Source organism: Adhaeribacter arboris (assembly GCF_003023845.1).
GTDB classification, from domain to species: Bacteria; Bacteroidota; Bacteroidia; order Cytophagales; family Hymenobacteraceae; genus Adhaeribacter; species Adhaeribacter arboris.
Map to the genome: position 1 here is coordinate 3157693 of NZ_PYFT01000001.1, position 19483 is coordinate 3177175.

Genomic DNA, 19483 nt, shown 5'->3' on the forward strand with positions numbered 1-19483 from the left:
GTTCAAATACTTATTAAATGTTTTAAATACCGGGTAATATCTGCTTCTGGTTCTAATTTACCTCCGGTTAAATTTTGCGTAAAGTTACTGGCTAGATAAGGTGCCATCATTACTCCTTTGGAACCCATTCCGTTAAAAATACCTACGTTCGGGTGCATCGGATGCCAACCTATTAAAGGTCGCCGGTCGCGCACAGCCGGCCGGATACCTACGGCCTGATTCGTTACCTCAAACGGCTTTTTTACAATTTGTCCGGTACGTTCCCTTAATTCGGTCAGCGCCTCTACGCTTAAATCTTCATTTATTTCGCGCCAGTTATATGTAGCCCCTACTTTAAACCGGTTAGCACCAATTGGAAGAACGTAAACCGCTTTGTTATAGATACATTCCGCCGATAAATTATCCGTTTTAATCTCTAAAACTTCGCCTTTGTTCGGCGAAAAAGGTAACCAATTAAAGTACGGGTTATGTATGGCCGCATACCCTTCACAAAAAACGATTTTTTGGGCCTTAATAGTATTATTTTCCAGCGAATAGGTAACAAAATTCGGTGTTACCTGCAATTTTTCGTATTCAAAAGGCATTTTCACTAGATATTGCTGGTTTACTAATTCGGCCAGTAAACTATCCAGCAATAAATTTACATCTACGTAGCCACTTTGGGTTATTTCAATGGCGCCAAATTCCTGTTCAATAACTTCTGAAGCTGGTAAGTGTACATGCACCTTTTTAATAAATTCGTGCAGCGTCGGATTGCTGCTTTTCCCCATCCAGGTATTTTGCTCTTCTACCGACGAAAACAATTTTAAAATAGGTAATGGATGCCAAACCCGTATACCTAGCTCTTGTTCCATCTGTTGGTAAAAAGTAATAGCAAACGGCACCAGTTTCTCAGCTAACCACGATTTAGCGAATCGTTTACCCGCTAAGGGATTAATTAAGCCGGCTGCCACCCGCGAAGCAGCATTCGCTTTGTAGGTATCAAAAACGGCTATTCTATAACCCTGCTGACTCAACGTACGTGCTAAGATGCCCCCCGCTAATCCATGCCCAACCAGTATAAAATCATAAATCATTAGTGGTAAGATACTACAAGTATTCCTGAATTTAGTAACTTCCGGTCAGAAATATCGAGAACATAGCCTATTTTCAACAACAACTAGCTCGTTTACATTATACTAATTTATTTTTAAAATTCAAATGAAAAATAGGGAGGTATTTGCCGGAGAAAGGGCTTCTACTTACGATACCGGCATAAAACTTTGGTGCCCCGATTACGATTTTACGCAAGCCCTTATTCCATCTTTATTGGGATCTTATTTATCGTATACCAATGAAAGCTCCATTTTGGTAGCCGGTTGCGGTACGGGAACCGAAATGAAAAACATAGTACAGTATGCCCCCAAATGGCAAGTTATGGGTGTAGATCCTTCGCTGGAAATGGTAGCTTTAGCCGAAAAAAAATTAGCCATTCTACCGCCGGGCAGCTATCAATTAATTACGGGTACTACCGACCAATTACCAAACAGCACTCTATACGATGCCGCTACGTTGTTACTGGTACTACAATTTCTATCAGATGATGGCGCTAAACTGGCTTTGTTACAGAGCTTGGCCTTACGATTAAAAAAGGATGCACCTCTAATTATTTTTGATATTTTTGATTTAGCTGGAAGTTTTAGGCAACAAGTTAGCTTATTGAAAGCTTATTTACTGCAACAGGGAGTGGCGCCAACTACTGTAGAACAAGGTACCTCCCATATAATCCACGATATTAACTATATTACCGAAGACCGATTGCAAGAATTACTGTACGAAGGTGGTTTTGGCAAGGCCTTAAAGTTTAAGCAAACTTTTATTTTTGGCGGCTGGATAACCCAAAAGCAATAATCGTAAGGCAGCTTTTTAAATAAAAGTACATTTAAGTAGCATTGAAATTTAACCGAAATAAAAATATGTTCACTGTAGAGGGAGAAATATCATTACCACCTTTGTACCAAGAAATATTGCAACAAAGCGAAGCCTTGAGGTTTAACATGCTGTCGGATTTAAGAACTGGTTCCTTGCTGCGCACTTTAGCAGCGGCAAAGCCTCAAGGTAATTTTCTGGAAATTGGAACCGGTACGGGTTTATCCTTAGCTTGGTTAGCTGCGGGCGCCGACTCGGATACCAAAATTTTATCCATCGATAATGAAGCTTCTTACCAAAAAGTGGCGGTTAATGCTTTTGCTATGGATAAAAGAATAACCTTTATCTGTAAGGATGGTAACGAATGGCTGAACACTTACCAAGGTCCTTCATTCGATTTAATTTTTGCGGATGCCTGGCCCGGTAAGTTTAATGCCTTAGATGAAACGCTGGCCTTGGTTAACGTTGGTGGTTTTTATATAATTGATGATCTGTTACCTCAACCGAATTGGCCAACCGGACACGCGGAAAAAGTAGAAGTTCTGCTAGCCACTTTAAAACAGAAAGAAAATTTTGTCTTTACTATTCTGGATTGGTCAACGGGTCTGATGGTCTTTACCAAAGTAAAAAATTAAATTTAAATCCGGATCTTATTTTAAGAATCCAAATTTTGCTGCCTTAATACCGTATTTCTTTCCCTAATTTTGCCGTTTCAATTTCTGCCAATTTTTATTTGTTTATTGTTTGTACAATTCTTGCTGAAAACCGGTGGGAAAAATTCTGAATCTTCTATCAAAATGAACGTTACCAGCTTTACTTTTAATCCATTTTCCGAAAACACTTATTTGCTGCACGACGACACTAAAGAATGCATAGTAATTGATCCGGGGTGTTACGATAAAAACGAACAGGAAAATTTAACCAATTTTGTCGCGGAACAAGGCTTAAAAATTACAAAACTGGTAAATACCCATTGCCACGTAGATCATGTACTGGGCAACAAATTTATTTCCGATAAGTACCAAGTAGATTTGATTATTCACGAAGCCGATTTGCCTACTTTAAAGGCGGTAGCGGTGTATGCGCCCAGCTACGGTTTTACCCGCTACGAAGAATTATTACCCAGCAAATATTTAAAAGAAGGCGAATTATTACGTTTTGGCAATACCGAGCTGCAGATTTTATTTACGCCCGGTCACGCTCCCGGGCATGTAGTATTTTACCACGCTCCATCAGAACAAGTGATAGGGGGTGATGTTTTGTTTCATCGGAGTATTGGCCGTACCGATTTACCCGGTGGTAATTATGCGACCCTTATTCAGAGTATTAAAACTAAATTATTTACTTTACCCGCTTCCGTTACGGTTTATCCGGGTCATGGGCCAAGCACTACCATTGGCGAAGAAAAAAAGTTTAATCCGTTTCTACGTTAATTTTTTCAGGAATAAAGTTTTAATTATCTGGTTTTCTTAAATCCGGCAACTCTTTAATTATTATTTTTCTATCCATTTAGAACTTAAAATTCTATTCCAACCTTTATTCCTCTGTTCCCTGAAACATGAAAAAATTAATTCCGAATACAATTACCTGCTTAAACTTATTCACGGGTTGTGTCGCTATTTTTGCGGCCTTTCAGGATAGTTTGGCTTTTGCGGCTTTATTGGTTTACCTGGCAGCCATTTTTGATTTTTTAGATGGTATGCTCGCGAGGCTACTCCATGCGTATTCCGAAATAGGCAAACAACTTGACTCGCTCGCGGACATGGTTTCGTTTGGTGTATTACCCGGTGTTATTTTATTTAAGTTAATGCAAAAAGCAATTCGTTCTTCTGAATCGGCATCACTGCTAACGATGGAATTATTCCCTTTTTTTGCTTTTATAATCATTATTTTTTCGGCCCTGCGGTTAGCTAAATTTAACATTGATTCGCGCCAAACTTCTTCCTTTATTGGAGTACCTACTCCTGCCAACACGCTATTAATTGGTTCATTACCCCTAATTCTGGATAACGATATATTTCACCTGCATGATTTTATCTTAAACCCGATTACTTTAAGCCTAATAACCGTAGTGATGAGTTTTTTAATGGTTGCTGAAATCCCCTTATTTGCACTTAAATTCAAGAACTTAACGTGGAAAGATAATTCTATCCGGTTTATTTTCTTATTAATTGCTTTACCCTTACTGTTTCTGCTTAAATTTGCAGCCATTCCGGTGATAATTGCTCTATATATTATTCTATCTTTAATAAAACCCTCTTACTCATGAAATTTACGGCAGAAATTGATATTATGCCCCACACCGAATTATTAGATCCGCAAGGGAAAGCAGTAATGTTAGGTCTGGAACATTTAGGTTTAAAACAAGTAGCTGATGTGCGTATTGGCAAACACATAACCTTGGCTTTAGAAGCCGAAAATGAGGCAGCAGCTCAGGAAAAAGTTGAAATCGCCTGCAAAAAACTACTTGCCAATTTAATTATGGAATCGTATTCGTACCAACTTGTTGCTAATTAAGCAATAATATTGCCCTTTTTACAGTTCATTAGGATATAAGTAGAACTGAAAGCAGATAATCTTATATTTTTCCGTTTTTATAAGATTATCTGTTAATACCTTTAGCATATATGCTTAAAAGCGTTACCTGCTTTTTACTCTTCTTTTTTTCCCTTTCAGCTTTTGGTCAGAGCCGGTATGCTGATGCCTCTGTTTTGAGCAATGGCACCTGGTATAAAATAGGAATTCCCGCCACTGGTTTGTACAAGTTAGATAGAAATACTTTGCAGAACATGGGGATTGCAACGGCTAGCCTTAATCCCCAACATATTCGCCTGTTTGGTAATGGGGGCGGTATGCTGCCCCAACCAAATGCTACTGCCCGCCCCGACGACTTAATCCAGGATGCCATTTTTGTTGCCGGCGAAAGCGACGGGAAATTCGATGCCGAGGATTATATTCTCTTCTATGGCCAAGGTCCGCATACCTGGAGCTTAGATGTTAATCAACAAACTTTCCGGCACGAGTTTAACATTTATTCGGATACAGCTTATTACTTTCTGCAAGTTGGGCAAACAACTGGTTTACGGGTAAATAAACAAACACCCGTTACAGGTGCTACCGCTACCATCAACACGTTTGAGGAACGGCTATTTCATGAAGTTGATTTAAAAAACAAACTGTTATCGGGTCGGCAGTGGATGGGGGAAGAATTTAGTTCTTTTACTTCCACCAAAGATTTTACTTTTGCTATTACGGATATTTTACCGAATTCGGTAGTGCAGATAAAAGCCGCCGTGATAGGTGATTCACCTTCCAATAATTCGTTTGAATTTAAATTAAATAATGCCGACTTAGGAAAACTTAATATTGCCGGCAGAGGCAACTTTGATTACCATCCCGTAGGGGTTTTACAAGTTGCTACTTTTGAGAAGAACAGCAACACCCTTTCTAATACTAACGAACTTAAAGTAAATCTTACTTTTAATAATGCTGGTAACGCAGCAGCCCTGGGCTACCTGGATTATTTAGAAATAGTAGCCGAAAGGCAATTAAAGTTGTACGGCAATCAAACTATTTTCCGCTCTTTGCAGAATATATTTCCGGGAGCTGTTTCTACCTTTAATGTAGGCAATATGCCTGCTGGAGCCATTGTTTGGGATGTTACGCATCCCAACCATCCGGAAGCACTAGATTTAACTATTAAAACCAATAGCGCTAGTTTTACCACTGCCACTGATACTCTAAAAGAATTTATTGCTTTTACTGGCCAAGATTTCCCAGCCCCCACAATTGCCGGAATAGTGCCGAGTCAAAACCTGCACGATTTAAACAAAGACGGTAAAACAGATTTGGTAATTGTTACGCATCCTAACTTTATATCGCAGGCAGAACGATTAGCAGCGCACCGGCAGACGCATGATGGCTTGCAGGTAAATGTGGTAACAACCCGGCAGGTTTACAATGAATTTTCGTCGGGAGCGCAGGATGTTACCGCTATCCGCGATTTCATGCAAATGATGTACGAGCGCCGAGGTAATAATTCTGAAAAAACACTGCATTTATTGTTATTTGGCGATGCTTCTTACGATTATAAGTCAACGAACGCAAACAGTTCCAAAGACCGTACGGTAAATAATACCAACTATGTTCCTACCTACCAATCGCGGGAATCATTGGATCCTTTAGAAAGTTATTCTTCCGAAGATTATTATGGTTTTCTAGATAATTCCGAAGGATTCTGGGATGAGACGGATTTTTCTCATCCGGACTTGATGGATATTGGGGTGGGACGTTTACCGGTACATACTGTTCAGGAAGCAGAAATTCTCGTAACCAAACTGATTCATTACGACGATCCGAAAACCTTTGGTAACTGGCGTAACCGACTTGTATTGGCCGCCGACGATGGTGATGGCACCGAACACCTGCGCGATGCCGAATTTTTGGCCGACTACATGAAAACTAATCATTCCACTTTCAATATCCATAAAGTATATCTGGATATGTTTAAGCAGGAAAACGGGGCCAGTGGACAGCTTTCTCCGGATGCTAATCGGAGCATTGATGAAGCCTTGGAACGCGGAGCCTTGCTCATTAATTACACGGGTCATGGTGGCGAAACTACTCTGGCTCAAGAAAAAATTGTAACCATACCTCAAATTACTAATTGGAAAAATAAAGATAGACTAGCTTTTCTGGTGACTGCTACCTGCGAATTTGGCCGTTACGACGATCCGGCACGTTCTTCAGGAGCCGAAGAAGCTTTAGTAAACCAAAATGGTGGAGCGATTGGCTTGATTTCGACCACGCGGCCAGTATATGCCGGAGGTAACCGGATATTGAACAAAAATTTCTTTGAAATAGCGTTTACCCCTATAAACGAACAAATGCCTCGTTTGGGCGATGTGCTACGCTTAACTAAGAATCGAAGTTTATCGCAGGTAAATAACCGCAATTTTGCTTTATTAGGCGATCCTTCTATGCGACTGGCTTATCCACAACTGAAGGTAAGTTTGGATAAAGTAAACAACACAGATGTAAGTTCTGGAATTGATACGTTAAAAGCCTTATCTAAAATTACTTTTACTGGCAGCATCCGGGAGAGTAACCTAGCAGTTGCAACTAACTTTAATGGCTTGGTGCAAATTATTGTATATGAAAAAGAAACCCAGATAAACACCCTCGGCGACGAAAGTGCAAATGGAGTAAGTAATATACGCGCGGTACCTATTCGGGAAAACATTATTTATGATGGCACTGCTTCAGTACAAGCTGGCTTGTTTAGTACTACCTTCATCGTTCCTAAAGATATTGCCTACAATCTTGGAAATGGTAAAATCAGTTTTTATGCTTTTTCAGGCACTACCGATGCTCAAGGCGCTTTCTCCAATATTATCGTGGGTGCAGCCAATCCAAATAGTACTTCTGATAACCAGCCTCCGGCTATTCGCTTATTTATGGATGATGAAACATTTAAATCAGGTGGTTTAACAACTCCTAATACCACTTTGCTGGCACATATTACCGATGAAAATGGAATTAATACTACCGGTATAGGCATTGGACACGAATTAACGGCTGTTATAGATGGAAATAAAAACCAGTCTATAAACTTGAATAACTATTTTACCGCTGAAGTAGATAACTATCAGGCAGGTCAGGTGCGGTATCCTTTATCAAATTTATCCGTTGGTAAGCATGAAATTAGTGTTAAGGCTTGGGATACGTATAATAACTCTGCCGAAAGTAAAATTGATCTGATGGTAGCCAATTCCGAAAAGCTAGCCTTAGCCCAGGTTTTCAACTATCCTAATCCTGTGCAGAACCAAACTACCTTTCAGTTTGACCATAATCGGCAGGGTGATGACTTAAATATAGAAATTAAGATATTTTCCACTACCGGAAGCTTAGTAAAAACACTTACTGGCACCAGTTTTGCCAGTAAACCGCATTTAGATGCTATTATATGGGATGGCCGGAACGAAAATAAACAAGCTTTGGCGAAAGGATTATATATTTATGTCCTGACTGTTCGTTCCAATCTTGATGGTGCGAAAGCAACTAAAACTGAAAAACTAATTTTATTAAATTAATATTGCAAGAACACCATATATTTCGTGTTAAAACTGTTAACCCTAATATGACTAAAATCTCCAAAAAACTGGTAACTGCCTTAACGGTTGGTTCACTTTTTATTTCTCATTTGTCGCGTGCTCAGTTTACTGGCTCTAACGTGGTTACTACCGCTGTACCAGTTTTAACAATAGCTCCTGATGCACGGGCAGCCGGAATGGGCGACGCTGGGGTAGCCACTTCACCCGATAATAATGCCTCTTTTTGGAATCCGGCAAAACTGGGATTTGTTACTACCGATTTTAGTGCGAGTGCCTCTTATTCTCCCTGGTTGCGCAATATCATTAATGATATGTCCATCTCTTATTTATCGGGAGTTAAGAAAGTAAGTGAGCGTTCTGCGTTCTCTGCCTCTCTCATGTATTTTGATCTGGGAGATATTCAGTTTACCGATGAACAGGGTAATCCAGTCCAGCAATTTAATCCGAAAGAATATTTTGTAAGTTTTGGCTATGGTCAGCAGTTAAGCGAGAACTTAAGTTTAGGTATTGGAGCGCGTTTTATTCATTCTAATCTTTCAGCGGGTATTAATGACTCCAAACCAGGCAATTCTGTTGCAGCAGATATTGGCATTTACTACAATAAAGACCTAACCATTGGCGCTCGTAATTATAACTTAGCTTTAGGTGGAAACATATCTAATATCGGAGCTAAAATCAACTATGTAAATGCCGATCGTAAAGACTTTCTACCAACTAACTTAAAATTGGGAACAGCTTTTACCATGGAACTGGACCCCTATAACACCTTAACGCTTGCCGTAGATGCGAATAAATTATTAGTTCCTTCGTTAGGAGCTAATACCGGGCAAAGCGTACCTAGTGCTATATTTTCATCATTTAGCGATGCCCCCGGTGGAGCTAGCGAAGAATTACAGGAAGTAATTTTAAATACTGGTTTAGAGTACTGGTATAATCAATTATTCGCGGCTCGTCTGGGCTACTTTTACGAAAGCCCTAACAAAGGCGATCGGCATTACTTAAGCTTAGGAGCCGGAATCCGGTATCAGAAATTCGGGATTGACTTTGCTTATTTGGTTCCTAACGGCGATAGAAGCAATCCATTAGCAAGTACTCTCCGGTTTACTTTGCACTTTAACTTAAGTAACGAAGAAGGTACTGGTACTACTGTTCCAACTGAGTAATTAACTGCATGCTTAACCGTACTGAAGCTCCTGCTTTAAAAGAAATTTCTGCTGTACAATTACCATCTGCCGAAGTAACGACTTTTCCGAATAAAAGCCGGTTACACCGTATTTTTAATTCCACTCAACCCATTCTCAAATTTGAGATTGTTTTAAAAGCGGGTAAGTGGTATGAACCTTATAATGGAATTGCCTATTTAGCAGCCAAAATGCTGTTAGAAGGAACCCAGCAATACTCCGCCCGGCAAATTGCGGATATAATTGCTTTTTATGGAGCCTCGCTAGAAAGTAATCAAAGTTTTGACCGGACTTCGATTACGCTGTATACACTTACTAAGCATTTTGATCCTTTAATTGAATTACTAGGCGAAATACTTTTCGCTCCTACGTTTCCGGAGAAGGAGTTTGAGTTACTTAAAATACGAACTATCCAAAATATCAGCGTTGAGAAAAAGAAAAACGCTTATTTAGCCAATCAACTTTTTACTCGAAATTTTTACGGTCCTAATCATCCGTATGCAACGGGTATGGATGAGGTTATTTTAAATCAAATTACCTTACCCGAAATAAAAGACTTTTATCATACTCATTATAATCTTTCCGAAGCTGAAATTTTTATTTGCGGAGACTTTAGTTCAGAAGATATTTTAAAAGTTGAAAGCTTATTTGGAAAGGCTGGTGTTCATCAAGAGTCAATGGCATCTAAGGAATACAAACCCTTAGGCATCATTAAAAAAGATTTCCTAGTAAAAGAAGATAGTTTACAATCATCCATCAGGGTAGGTAGTGCCTGGCCGGCTATGAACCACCCGGATTATCATAAACTTGCTTTACTTAATAAAATACTAGGCGGTTACTTTGGCTCCCGGTTGATGAAAAATATCCGGGAAGATAAAGGATTTACTTACGGTATATACTCGACAATTTCGGTAAAAGAACATCATAATTTATTCTTTATCGCTACGGATGTTAATTACCAGAACACGCAGCAAACTTTAGACGAGATATACCGCGAAGTGAACTTATTGAAGAGCGAGTTGGTGGAAACTTCAGAACTCCAGACGGTACAAAATTATATTGTAGGCAAGTTAGCGAATGACTTAAGCACTATTTTTGATCAATCTGAAAAGTACAAAAATATTATTTTGCATCAACTACCTTTAACTTTCTATTCAAATTATATCAATGCTATTAAATCAGTAACGCCGGAAGAACTTAACCTTCTTGCTAATCGATACTATATTCTAGATTCCTTTTATGAAGCAGTAGTTGGCAAACCAGTTGACTAGCTTTGTGTTAAACAAGGAACATATGAGTAAACCAAAATCCGACCTAAATCCGGTTCTTACAACTGGATTTAAGTCGGATTTTAGTTTAAATTGGCAGGCTGTTATTTACTAATCAGGTACTTTATTTGCAAACCTACATAATAATTCCGGCCAGGAGCGGCCTGGAAATAGCGGCCTCCAAAGCCATTTAGGTCGTTACCCAAGCTGTACCTTTTGTTCAAAGCATTATCTATTCCGCCGTAGATTTCTGTTTGCCATTTAAGCCCGAGTCTCCGCCGGATACCACCGCGCGCGCCTACTAAAAAGTAAGAGTCAGCATAAACAGTGTTCGCATCGTTAAGCGGTATCTCACTGGTGTAATTAGTTGTAATATTCGCGTAAAACCCAGGCTTACTCTCAATATCCAAACCAGCTAACCATACGTGAGGAGGAGTGCCGGTTAACTTGTTACCGGAAAAATCAGAATCATTTTGACGGTATTCCCGAAAACGGAAATGGCTGTAGGCGTAGGTACTCCAGACTTTTAATAAAGTAATTGGTTTTCTGGAATCCTGTATAAAAGCATACGAAACAGCTGCTTCTATTCCTTGTTGCCGGGTTGCTCCTGCATTATCAAAAACTACAATTCCGGCAGCATTCGTACGGCTAACAATAGTTTCATTTAGTTGGAACCAAAAACCTACTATGTCAAAAGCAAGTTTTTGCTTTAACGCATTTCCTCTTAATCCAACTTCGTAATTTAAACCTCGTTCGGCCTGCAAGCGAGTGTTAAAACTTCCATCCGAAGGACGAGTTTCAGCATCAGTTGGTGGTGAAAAACCGGCACTAATACTACCATGCGCTGAAAGTTGCGGAGAAATAACTTTTAGCAAACCTAAACGGGGCGAAAATTGCGGATTAAATGGCCGACGGTTAAGGTAATTACTTGATGTATCCGCATCGGATACCCGCGTTAAATCATATTGAAGAAAATTGAGACTACCTCCTAATGTAAGAATAAAATTAGCCGGTAGGTCAGCCTCTGCCTGAGCAAAAACAAAACCTTGGTCAGCGGCTACTTCGTCATCAAAATTTAACTTTCCTGGCTCCCCCACTTTATTTTGATAATGACGAGAGTTAACGAAACTATGCTGAAATTCGCCCCCTAAGGTAAATCTTATCAGCCTTTCCGCTAATAAAGTAGAATAGGTTGTTTGCGTGCGTCCACCAAAAGCTTGGTTAGCATTACGTTCATAATCCATTGTAAAGGGATTATTTAAGAAAGAAAACACCCCAAACAGGGAAGTATTATTTCGCCAATGTTCGTTGAACTGGTACTGATGAGCTAAACCTATGTTTACTCCCTGCAGTTTAAGAGATGCTTTCTGATCAATATTCAACTGCCTGGCTGCCCTTGGATTACTTTCGTATTGCTCCCGGGTAAGAGCGCCCGGTAATTGATAATACAAATCCGAAAAATAGGTATGAAACGTAAATATCTGCTTATCGGAGGGATAAAATTGACCAGTAAGTAAAACGGCATCACGATCCATGGCACTTTGCTGGCGGTAACCATCCAGTTCTTGTTTAGCGTACCGTACCAGGAAACCAGATGTTTCAGAAGCAGTACTGGCAGTTACGGTAAAACGCTTTAAACCATAAGAGCCTACCATAGAACCAATTTCTAATGCACTTTCTCCCGCGGTTGGACGAACAGTCTCTAATCGAACGGTTCCGCCGGTACCAGCTCCATAAACACTGCCGGCCGGCCCTTTTAAAACTTCTATCCGACCGATGGTACCAGCATCAAGTAGATTAAGAGGTAAGGTTCCATTCGCTTCTACCAATGGAATATCATTCAGGTACATTTTTACATTTCGCACCCCAAATGGAGCCCGTAAACTGCTACCTCTGATGGATAAGCGGTAACTAGCGGTTGCCCTTTCTTCCATGCGTACTCCCGGAATTGTGTTTAAAGCCGGAACTATAGAAGTTGTATTATATCGCTCCAACTCCTTGGGAGTTAATAAACCCACCGATGCCGCTGTTTGCTGAATTGGCCGGTTAGTAGCATATCCGGTGATTACTACTTCTTGTAATGCTCTCGCGTCTACATCTAACAATATTAATGCATTGTTTAATAAAGTATCAGGCTGAATATATTTAACCTGATAACCCAGCATGGAAACAGTAATTGTATCAGTTGCAAACGGTAAAGTTAAAGTAAACTCTCCTCTGCTATTAGTTGTTGTTCCAGTTGGTGTTCCGGGTACACTTACAGTTGCCCCTATTAATGGTTGTTGGGTTTTAGCCGCTGCTATTTTTCCGGAGAGCGTTTGCTGAGCCTTGGTTGTAAACGTTACTAAACCTGTAAGTAGAAGTGTAAATAAATAAATTCTCATGAATCAATATGTACCTGGTAGCTACTCTTACTAGACGTTAGTAAGCTATCCTATGTTATTAGATAGAAACAAATATAGCTTTAAAATTAAGGTACTTTGCAGAATGTTTTATCCCAACATGGTGGTTTTTCATTCATACAGCTTTTTAAGTATTCATAACCGAAAAATTGAGGATATTATACTACTATTAAGGTAATGTGTTTCATTATTTTAGGTATGATAAGGTTTAAAGAAGTAGGTAATTCAGGAAACTCGCTTTTACAAACAAATCCAACATAAAAGACTTCTCTTAGTAAAGAGAAGTCTTTTATGTTGGATTTGTTATTTAAATGAAGTATGTGCTACTATTTTGCTACAGTTCTTTTAACATGATTAGTTAAATTTAATACCTGTCGCAGTTACCCGTTATTAGATGACTACTTGCCTTACAGTTACCTTGAAGCTATTTCTTTCTGAATTTTAAAGGTAGTCCGACGATTTAATTGATGCTCTACTTCGGAACACGGCACATTATCCACGCAACGGTTTACTGGTTGCGTTTCACCATAACCCCGAGCGGTTAATCTGTTACGAGATACACCTTTTGAAACAAGGTAATTAACAGTAGCTTCTGCTCTTAAATCCGACAGTAATTGATTATAGCCATTTCCTTCCCGACTATCGCAGTGAGATCCCATTTCAACTTTTACTTTCGGATTGGCTAATAAAGTAATGGCTAACTTATCTAATTCTAAAGCTGCATCTGGGCGGATATCCCATTTGTTTAAGTCAAAGTAAATATTGGATAAAGCAATGGCTATATTTGTTTGTATGCGATCAAAAACCAAGGTAGTGTTTACAGTATCTAGTGCATTGTTCGATACTTCAATAGTAGCAGGTTGGGTTAAATAGGAAGGTTTACTTCCCTCTAAAGAATAAGTGTTCCCTTTAGATACTTTAAAATAATATTTTCCCTTTTTATCAGTAAAAGCTACTAAAGAATCTTTTCCGTTAGGCTGAATGAATCGTAAGCGCACGTTGCTTAATGGAGCTAAACTTTTTTTACCAATTTGCCCGGCTATGCGCTCTAATGTAGTAACTACCAAAACTGCAGGCTGTTGGATCAAAGAAAAACTGTAAATGTCAGCGGTGGCTTCCTCGCTAAAGCGGTCCGATGAAAATAATCCTGATTGGCCATTTTCCTCTACCAACATAGCGTAATCGTTACGAGAAGAATTAATAGGAGCCATTAGATTTGTTACAGCCGACCAGGTAGAACGTTCACCCGTTGTTGAAAATAAATCCAAGCCACCAAAACCGTTATGACCATCGGAGGAAAAGTATAAAGTGCCTTTTTGGTCAAAGGAAGGAAACATCTCGCGACCGCTGGTATTAATTGTGTTTCCGGCATTTATAGGTTTGCTCCAGGTACCATTTCCTAAGCGCTCACTATAATAAATATCAGTAAGTCCAAAACCACCCGGCATATCTGAAATAAAGTAAAGGAGATTCCCATCAGGAGATAATACCGGATGTCCAACTGAATATTCTTCCACCTTATTGTAGGCAAAAGGCTTAGGATCGGACCACTTGCCTCCAATATTTTGCGCCGTGTATATTTCCAGACGATTAACAAAACCTGAGGCAAAAGGATTTTCTATCCAACTGGTTGGATCTGGATTAGCTTTCTTGTTTTCTAATTTAACCAGGTTGGTTCGGGTAAAGTAAATGGTAGTATTAGCAGAATCTACTGCCGCCGGACCATTATGAAATTCTGCATTTAAATTTGTAGAAAGGGGCACTGGTTTAGACCAGTTAGCCCCATTTTTAACACTTCCAAACATTTTTAAATATGGTCTACCTGTCCAACCATATATTTTATCTTTTTCTTTACCTTTTGCTTCTGGCTTGGCTGTGCCCCGGTCAGAGGTGAAAAGTATACCATTTTTGTACTGAATAGGACTAAAATCAGCGTATAAAGAATTTAACTCAGTAACTGCTTTTACTTCTACCATCGGTGGGCGCTTTAACCATTGCGAAGCAAGATCACAGGCTTCGGCTAGTTTACGGGCTTGCGCAGCCTCCACAGGCACTTTTTCAGCATATTGCAAGTATTGTACTTTTGCTTCCTCGTATTTGCCATTGGTATGCAACATCTGAGCATAATAAAAAATGTTTATTGGCTCTGCTTCCGGAAACTTTAAAACCTCGGCGTACCAAGCCTCAGCAGCTACCGAGTGGTTGCTGAGTCGGTTGGCATCGGCAAGCCGTTGCGTAACAGTGAGGGTAGGTGATTTTCTTTCGATAGTTTTTTTATATTCTTCAATTGCTAATGAATATTTATAACTATCAAAATATTGGTTGGCTTTTCGGAGCGCAGATTGAGCCCGCAATTTTCCGGATAAACCACAAAATACTACAACCAATATTAAAAAGATGATTTTTGTAAAGGTATGTTTCATAATGAACAATAGCAGTATTTTAAAAATATTGAGGAGTCAGCATTTTAGTTTCCGCTTTCTTGAATAATAATACACCTAGCGAAAACTCGTGCGTACTATAATTATTTAATTGCGTCAGGGTAAAATCGTAAGAATAACCTAAGCGCAATTTTGGAGATAAAAACACTTCAGCAATGGCAGATACAGCATCCTTATTTGCCAGGTCAGATGCTTCAAAATTATTTTTGAAAATATTTGCTGCGGTGCGATAAGTACCACCTAACCAAATGCGGTTTTCGATAAGCAGAAAAGCATTCAAGTCAAGGTTAGTTGGACCATGAAAGTTTTCTTTCATCAGAATAGATGGCTTAAATTTAAGATGTTCTCCTAAATCAAAAACGTAACCTGTTGTAAGAAAGTAGCTGCGCTCAGGATTAAAAGCATTTTCCTGCTTCATGTCAAGTAAATCCGTCGCGGATATTCCCAGGTAAAATTTATCGGTATGAAAATAAACCCCTAATTTTAAATCCGGTTGAATCAGGTTAGTTTCGGCATTATCAATGGTATGATCGTTCGGATCAGTAGTAATAAGTTTATTCCGATCCACTCTGAACTGCGATGCACCCGCTGCAATCCCTACACTTAAAACTCCACTTTCTGAAACATTCAATTTAACTGCCCCATTTATCGATGCAGAAGTTCGACGCTGAGCTCCAATTTGGTCGTTTATTGCTTGTACCCCAACTCCAATGCGGTTGGACTTGTTAACACCATCTATACTGAAGGATTGAGTAGTAGGGGCGCCTTCTAAACCGGTCCATTGAGTACGGTAGAAAGCATTTAGGTGAACTACATTTTTACTACCGGCGTAAGCAGGATTAATAACCAACCCATTGAAAATATATTGGGTATACTGTGGTTTATACTGCGCCATCGAACTGAAAGACAACAGCATAGCCGCAAAAAATAAACGTAATTTCATTTTTTATTATTTCTGATTATTAGTTTGCCTAACGTACAACTGTAATGTAACCCCTATAAACTTTATAATTCCCTTCGCATGGTTTTACCCGCAGCACATAAAAGTAGGTTCCTTCGCCAAGCCCGGTTGCCCGCCAGTTATTCTGATAATTTTTGGCTCTAAATACTTCATTTCCCCAACGGTTTAGTATTTGGATGTCGTTGTCCGGAAACTTAAGTAAATTATCTACTATCCAGGCTTCATTTTTATCATCTCCGTTTGGAGTAAAAGCGGTCGGGAAGGTAAGATTGGCATCTGCTGCTTTCGCATTTGCTTCTAAAGTAGCGGCTATACTATTGCAACCAGCTGCATTAAAAGCAGTAACCGAAATTGTACCACGACGATCTAATTGATCCGCAATAACTTTTATGGTGGAAGTACCCTGACCAGATGTAATAGTAAAGCCTTCCGGAACACTCCAGGTATAGTTTGTGGTACCTGGCACTTCCGTTACCGAATACATTAAACCTGTACACGGTCCGCTTTTATCAGAAATAACAGCAGTAGCCGGAACGACACTGGGAGTAATGGTATTTGTTTCGGTGCTGCCACCAATTCCGCAAGAATTAGAAACTAATACAGATACTTTGCCCGGATTAGTGCCGACTAGAACTGTAATTGTATTTGTATTTTGACCAGCACGAATTTGCCAATTGGCTGGTACACTCCAGGTATAATTTTCAGCACCAGCTACGGGAGCAATACTGAAGCTTTGCTCGGATCCAACACATGCCGTTACCGGACCTGTAATGCTTCCTGGCAAAGCAGGTGGTCTGTTTACCCTTACCTGAACTTTCAACGGCTCACCATTACTACATAAAGAGTTGATATTAATCGGAAGGATAGATATTTCAGAATTGTCTTTAGCGGTATCTTCTACTTTAACAACAATGGTACTATTCGATCCGGTTATCTTGGTAAATCCAGTGGGTAATATATACTGAAAGCCAGTAACTCCATTTATATTATCAACGGAATAAGTAACAATATCACCCACACAAACTTCATTTTTGCCAGCTGCCAGCACCGGCAAAGAAGGAGATACGCAAATAACTACCTCAGAATAATCATTACCAGAAATTAAGTCTAACTGGTTTCCTGTAATTATAGCTGAATTGGCTATCTGACCGGCTATGAGGGGAATAGCAGTTAACGTTACGGACTTCTCTTCGCCTGCTGCTAAGCTACCTATTATCCAGTTATAGGTTCCGGTGCTTGCATCAAATTGTCCTTCGGAAGAAGCCCGAACAAATTTCAGATCAGTGGATAATACATCCGTAACTACTACACCTGTGGCGTTAGTTGGGCCATTATTACGGGCGGTAAGAGTATATGTAACTTCATTACCTAAAGTAACCGTAGAACCGTTGGCTTTTTTAATAATTTGTAGATCTACTAATGGTACCGCACCGGCATCTGTAACTACTGTTGCTTTATTGTTAAGTCCTGCGGGATCAAGAACCGCATTATTTGTTATTAGCGCCGTATTAGTTATTCTACCATTTTTAATAATCCGTGCATCAATGGTTAAAATGGCTTTTTCATTTACACCTAAATCACCGATTGTAAATATGTTCTGGCTGTAAGTAGAAGTTGGGTCAACAGATACATTTTGGGTGTAAATACCTGTATTAACAGATGTTTTTATAATAGATAGAAAACCAATTGGAAAGGTTTCGGTTAAGGCCACATTTGTAGCTTTGTCAGGGCCTAGATTTTCTACGGTAACTACATAGTGGAGATTATCACCCACCTTTGCCGTAGTTTTATTAACTGTTTTTGTAACGTATAAATTAGCCGAAGCAGTAGGTATTCTAATGGATACTTCCGCATTATTTTTAATGGGATTTGAATCCTGCGTATCAGCTTTTACAGCTACTTTATTTGTAACTACGTTAGCCGCGGCTATTGCTTTAGCAGTAACCGTAACCACTACTTTATCCTTCACTTTCATATTTCCCAACTTAAAGAGGAATACTTTTTTGTCAGGGTCAAAAGTTACCCGCACAGAACCTGGAGCACTATAATCTACAACCTCCAGATTAGCATAAGGAAAATCTTCTACTACTTCCACATTCGCTGCTTCTTGAGGGCCGTAATTAGTTACAGTTACTGTAAAAGTTACCAACTCACCCAAAGGAACAGTATTACGATTTGATTTTTTTTCGATACTTAGATCTGCTTCAATAATATTAGCCAAATAAATGTTATTATCTTGTAAGGTAACACTACCATTTAAAGCTAGTACACGCCCCTCTACACTGGTACCTTCACTTAATCGAATTGCTTCACCAGTTTCAGAACCATTATTGTTTACTAAATAATTACCTTGTAAAACCGCATTGGCATCTGGTACACCTCCAGCGGCCGGAATTAGTACCCCATTAATTTGAAAAAACACGTTTTTAGCCTGTGCCCCCCTTTCCATTGCTATAACAGAGCCTGGCTCAAAACTGAAATTACCTTCTATTTTAAAAATAAAAACGGCGTCTGTGCGGTTTTGGCCGTCTAAACGCAAAAGACCGGAAAGAAGTACATTCGGGTCATTAAAGCTATAAACTCCCGGACTAAGAATCATTCCATTGGTAACTTCGGGATCGCCTAAAGGAGTAAAACCGTTACCCAGCTTTGGATCGTGCGTGTATTCGGTCGGCTGATTTTTAACGAAATCGTAAGCCTCTCTGGCACTTTGTAAGACAGCTTCAGCATTAGGAGTATTTACCTCGGTTGTACCAATAACTACTCCAGGACCAACTTCAGGGTCAAAGCCGGTTAAAGTGCCCGTAGTAACAGCTAAATCTGCAAAAACCACACTCGCATCGGTGTTGGAAACTCCTGCCGGACCAAGAACAGCAAAGTCCTGAGCTTCTTTTAAATCCGGAACCTTTTGTTGTTGAGCGTAGAGCCGGTACGTGAGTAGTAGAAAAGAAAAAATCAGTAAAACGTTTCTCATATATTAATTACATTGCAGACGTTACTAAGGAATATTCTTATATTTTAATTCTTAGTTTCCTTTGTTATGCAAATACTATTCCTATATTTTATAGAACTTATATTTTTAATTAATATATTAAGACGTTTTAATACTAATTAGTTCATGCCATTATTTAACTATATTGAGAATGTTATTTCATTCTGCCCTTAAAAACAAAAAGCCTCACCAGTTTCCCGATGAGGCTTATTGCTTA

General features: G+C 39.4%; 13 protein-coding genes. 8 read left to right on the top strand and 5 right to left on the bottom strand.

The genetic code is table 11. From position 1 onward, the window contains the following. Positions 1-2 precede the first annotated feature (2 nt). Positions 3-1076: an NAD(P)/FAD-dependent oxidoreductase gene (locus AHMF7605_RS13125; protein ID WP_106930015.1), complete on the bottom strand. Its 1074-nt coding sequence runs from the start codon at positions 1074-1076 to the stop codon at positions 3-5. 124 nt (positions 1077-1200) lie between these two features. On the opposite strand from AHMF7605_RS13125, the gene AHMF7605_RS13130 reads away from it, so the two are divergent. From AHMF7605_RS13130 to AHMF7605_RS13165, 8 genes are all read left to right on the top strand, one after another. Continuing rightward, entirely contained in the window at positions 1201-1890 is a 690-nt protein-coding gene (locus AHMF7605_RS13130; RefSeq protein WP_106930017.1) for a class I SAM-dependent methyltransferase, read from the top strand. A gap of 65 nt (positions 1891-1955) precedes the next feature. Continuing rightward, positions 1956-2543, top strand: a complete 588-nt coding sequence (locus AHMF7605_RS13135; RefSeq protein ID WP_106933463.1) for an O-methyltransferase — start codon at positions 1956-1958, stop codon at positions 2541-2543. A gap of 162 nt (positions 2544-2705) precedes the next feature. Continuing rightward, positions 2706-3341 (top strand): MBL fold metallo-hydrolase, encoded by a 636-nt coding sequence (locus tag AHMF7605_RS13140; RefSeq protein ID WP_106933464.1) that lies wholly within the window; start codon positions 2706-2708, stop codon positions 3339-3341. A 125-nt stretch (positions 3342-3466) separates the two neighbouring features. Next, complete coding sequence (pssA, locus tag AHMF7605_RS13145; protein WP_106930019.1) at positions 3467-4177, top strand: CDP-diacylglycerol--serine O-phosphatidyltransferase; 711 nt, start codon at positions 3467-3469, stop codon at positions 4175-4177. Further along, positions 4174-4425, top strand: coding sequence for a phosphoribosylformylglycinamidine synthase subunit PurS (gene purS, locus AHMF7605_RS13150; protein WP_106930021.1), 252 nt, complete (start codon positions 4174-4176; stop codon positions 4423-4425). Before pssA ends, purS begins: the two co-directional genes overlap by 4 nt. A 110-nt stretch (positions 4426-4535) precedes the next feature. Beyond that, positions 4536-8000 carry a type IX secretion system sortase PorU gene (porU, locus tag AHMF7605_RS13155; protein ID WP_106930023.1) on the top strand — a complete coding sequence of 1155 codons (3465 nt, stop codon included), beginning with the start codon at positions 4536-4538 and terminating at the stop codon, positions 7998-8000. Positions 8001-8047: 47 nt separating this feature from the next. Next, entirely contained in the window at positions 8048-9184 is a 1137-nt protein-coding gene (porV, locus tag AHMF7605_RS13160) for a type IX secretion system outer membrane channel protein PorV (RefSeq protein ID WP_106930026.1), read from the top strand. An 8-nt stretch (positions 9185-9192) separates the two neighbouring features. Then, the gene (locus AHMF7605_RS13165; protein WP_106930028.1) at positions 9193-10473 is read left to right on the top strand and encodes a M16 family metallopeptidase; all 1281 of its coding nucleotides are present in this window, start codon (positions 9193-9195) and stop codon (positions 10471-10473) included. A gap of 101 nt (positions 10474-10574) precedes the next feature. Here AHMF7605_RS13165 and AHMF7605_RS13170 read toward each other — a convergent pair whose 3' ends face one another. The 4 genes from AHMF7605_RS13170 to AHMF7605_RS13185 all read right to left on the bottom strand — a co-directional run bounded on the left by AHMF7605_RS13170 (position 10575) and on the right by AHMF7605_RS13185 (position 19248). After that, on the bottom strand, positions 10575-12854 hold the full coding sequence (locus AHMF7605_RS13170) for a TonB-dependent receptor (RefSeq protein WP_106930030.1): 2280 nt from the start codon (positions 12852-12854) through the stop codon (positions 10575-10577). 431 nt (positions 12855-13285) lie between these two features. Beyond that, the gene (locus AHMF7605_RS13175; RefSeq protein ID WP_106930032.1) at positions 13286-15295 is read right to left on the bottom strand and encodes an OmpA family protein; all 2010 of its coding nucleotides are present in this window, start codon (positions 15293-15295) and stop codon (positions 13286-13288) included. A gap of 19 nt (positions 15296-15314) precedes the next feature. Continuing rightward, positions 15315-16256, bottom strand: coding sequence for a PorP/SprF family type IX secretion system membrane protein (locus AHMF7605_RS13180; RefSeq protein WP_106930034.1), 942 nt, complete (start codon positions 16254-16256; stop codon positions 15315-15317). Between the two features lie 28 nt (positions 16257-16284). Further along, positions 16285-19248 carry an ice-binding family protein gene (locus AHMF7605_RS13185; RefSeq protein WP_106930036.1) on the bottom strand — a complete coding sequence of 988 codons (2964 nt, stop codon included), beginning with the start codon at positions 19246-19248 and terminating at the stop codon, positions 16285-16287. Positions 19249-19483: the final 235 nt, after the last annotated feature.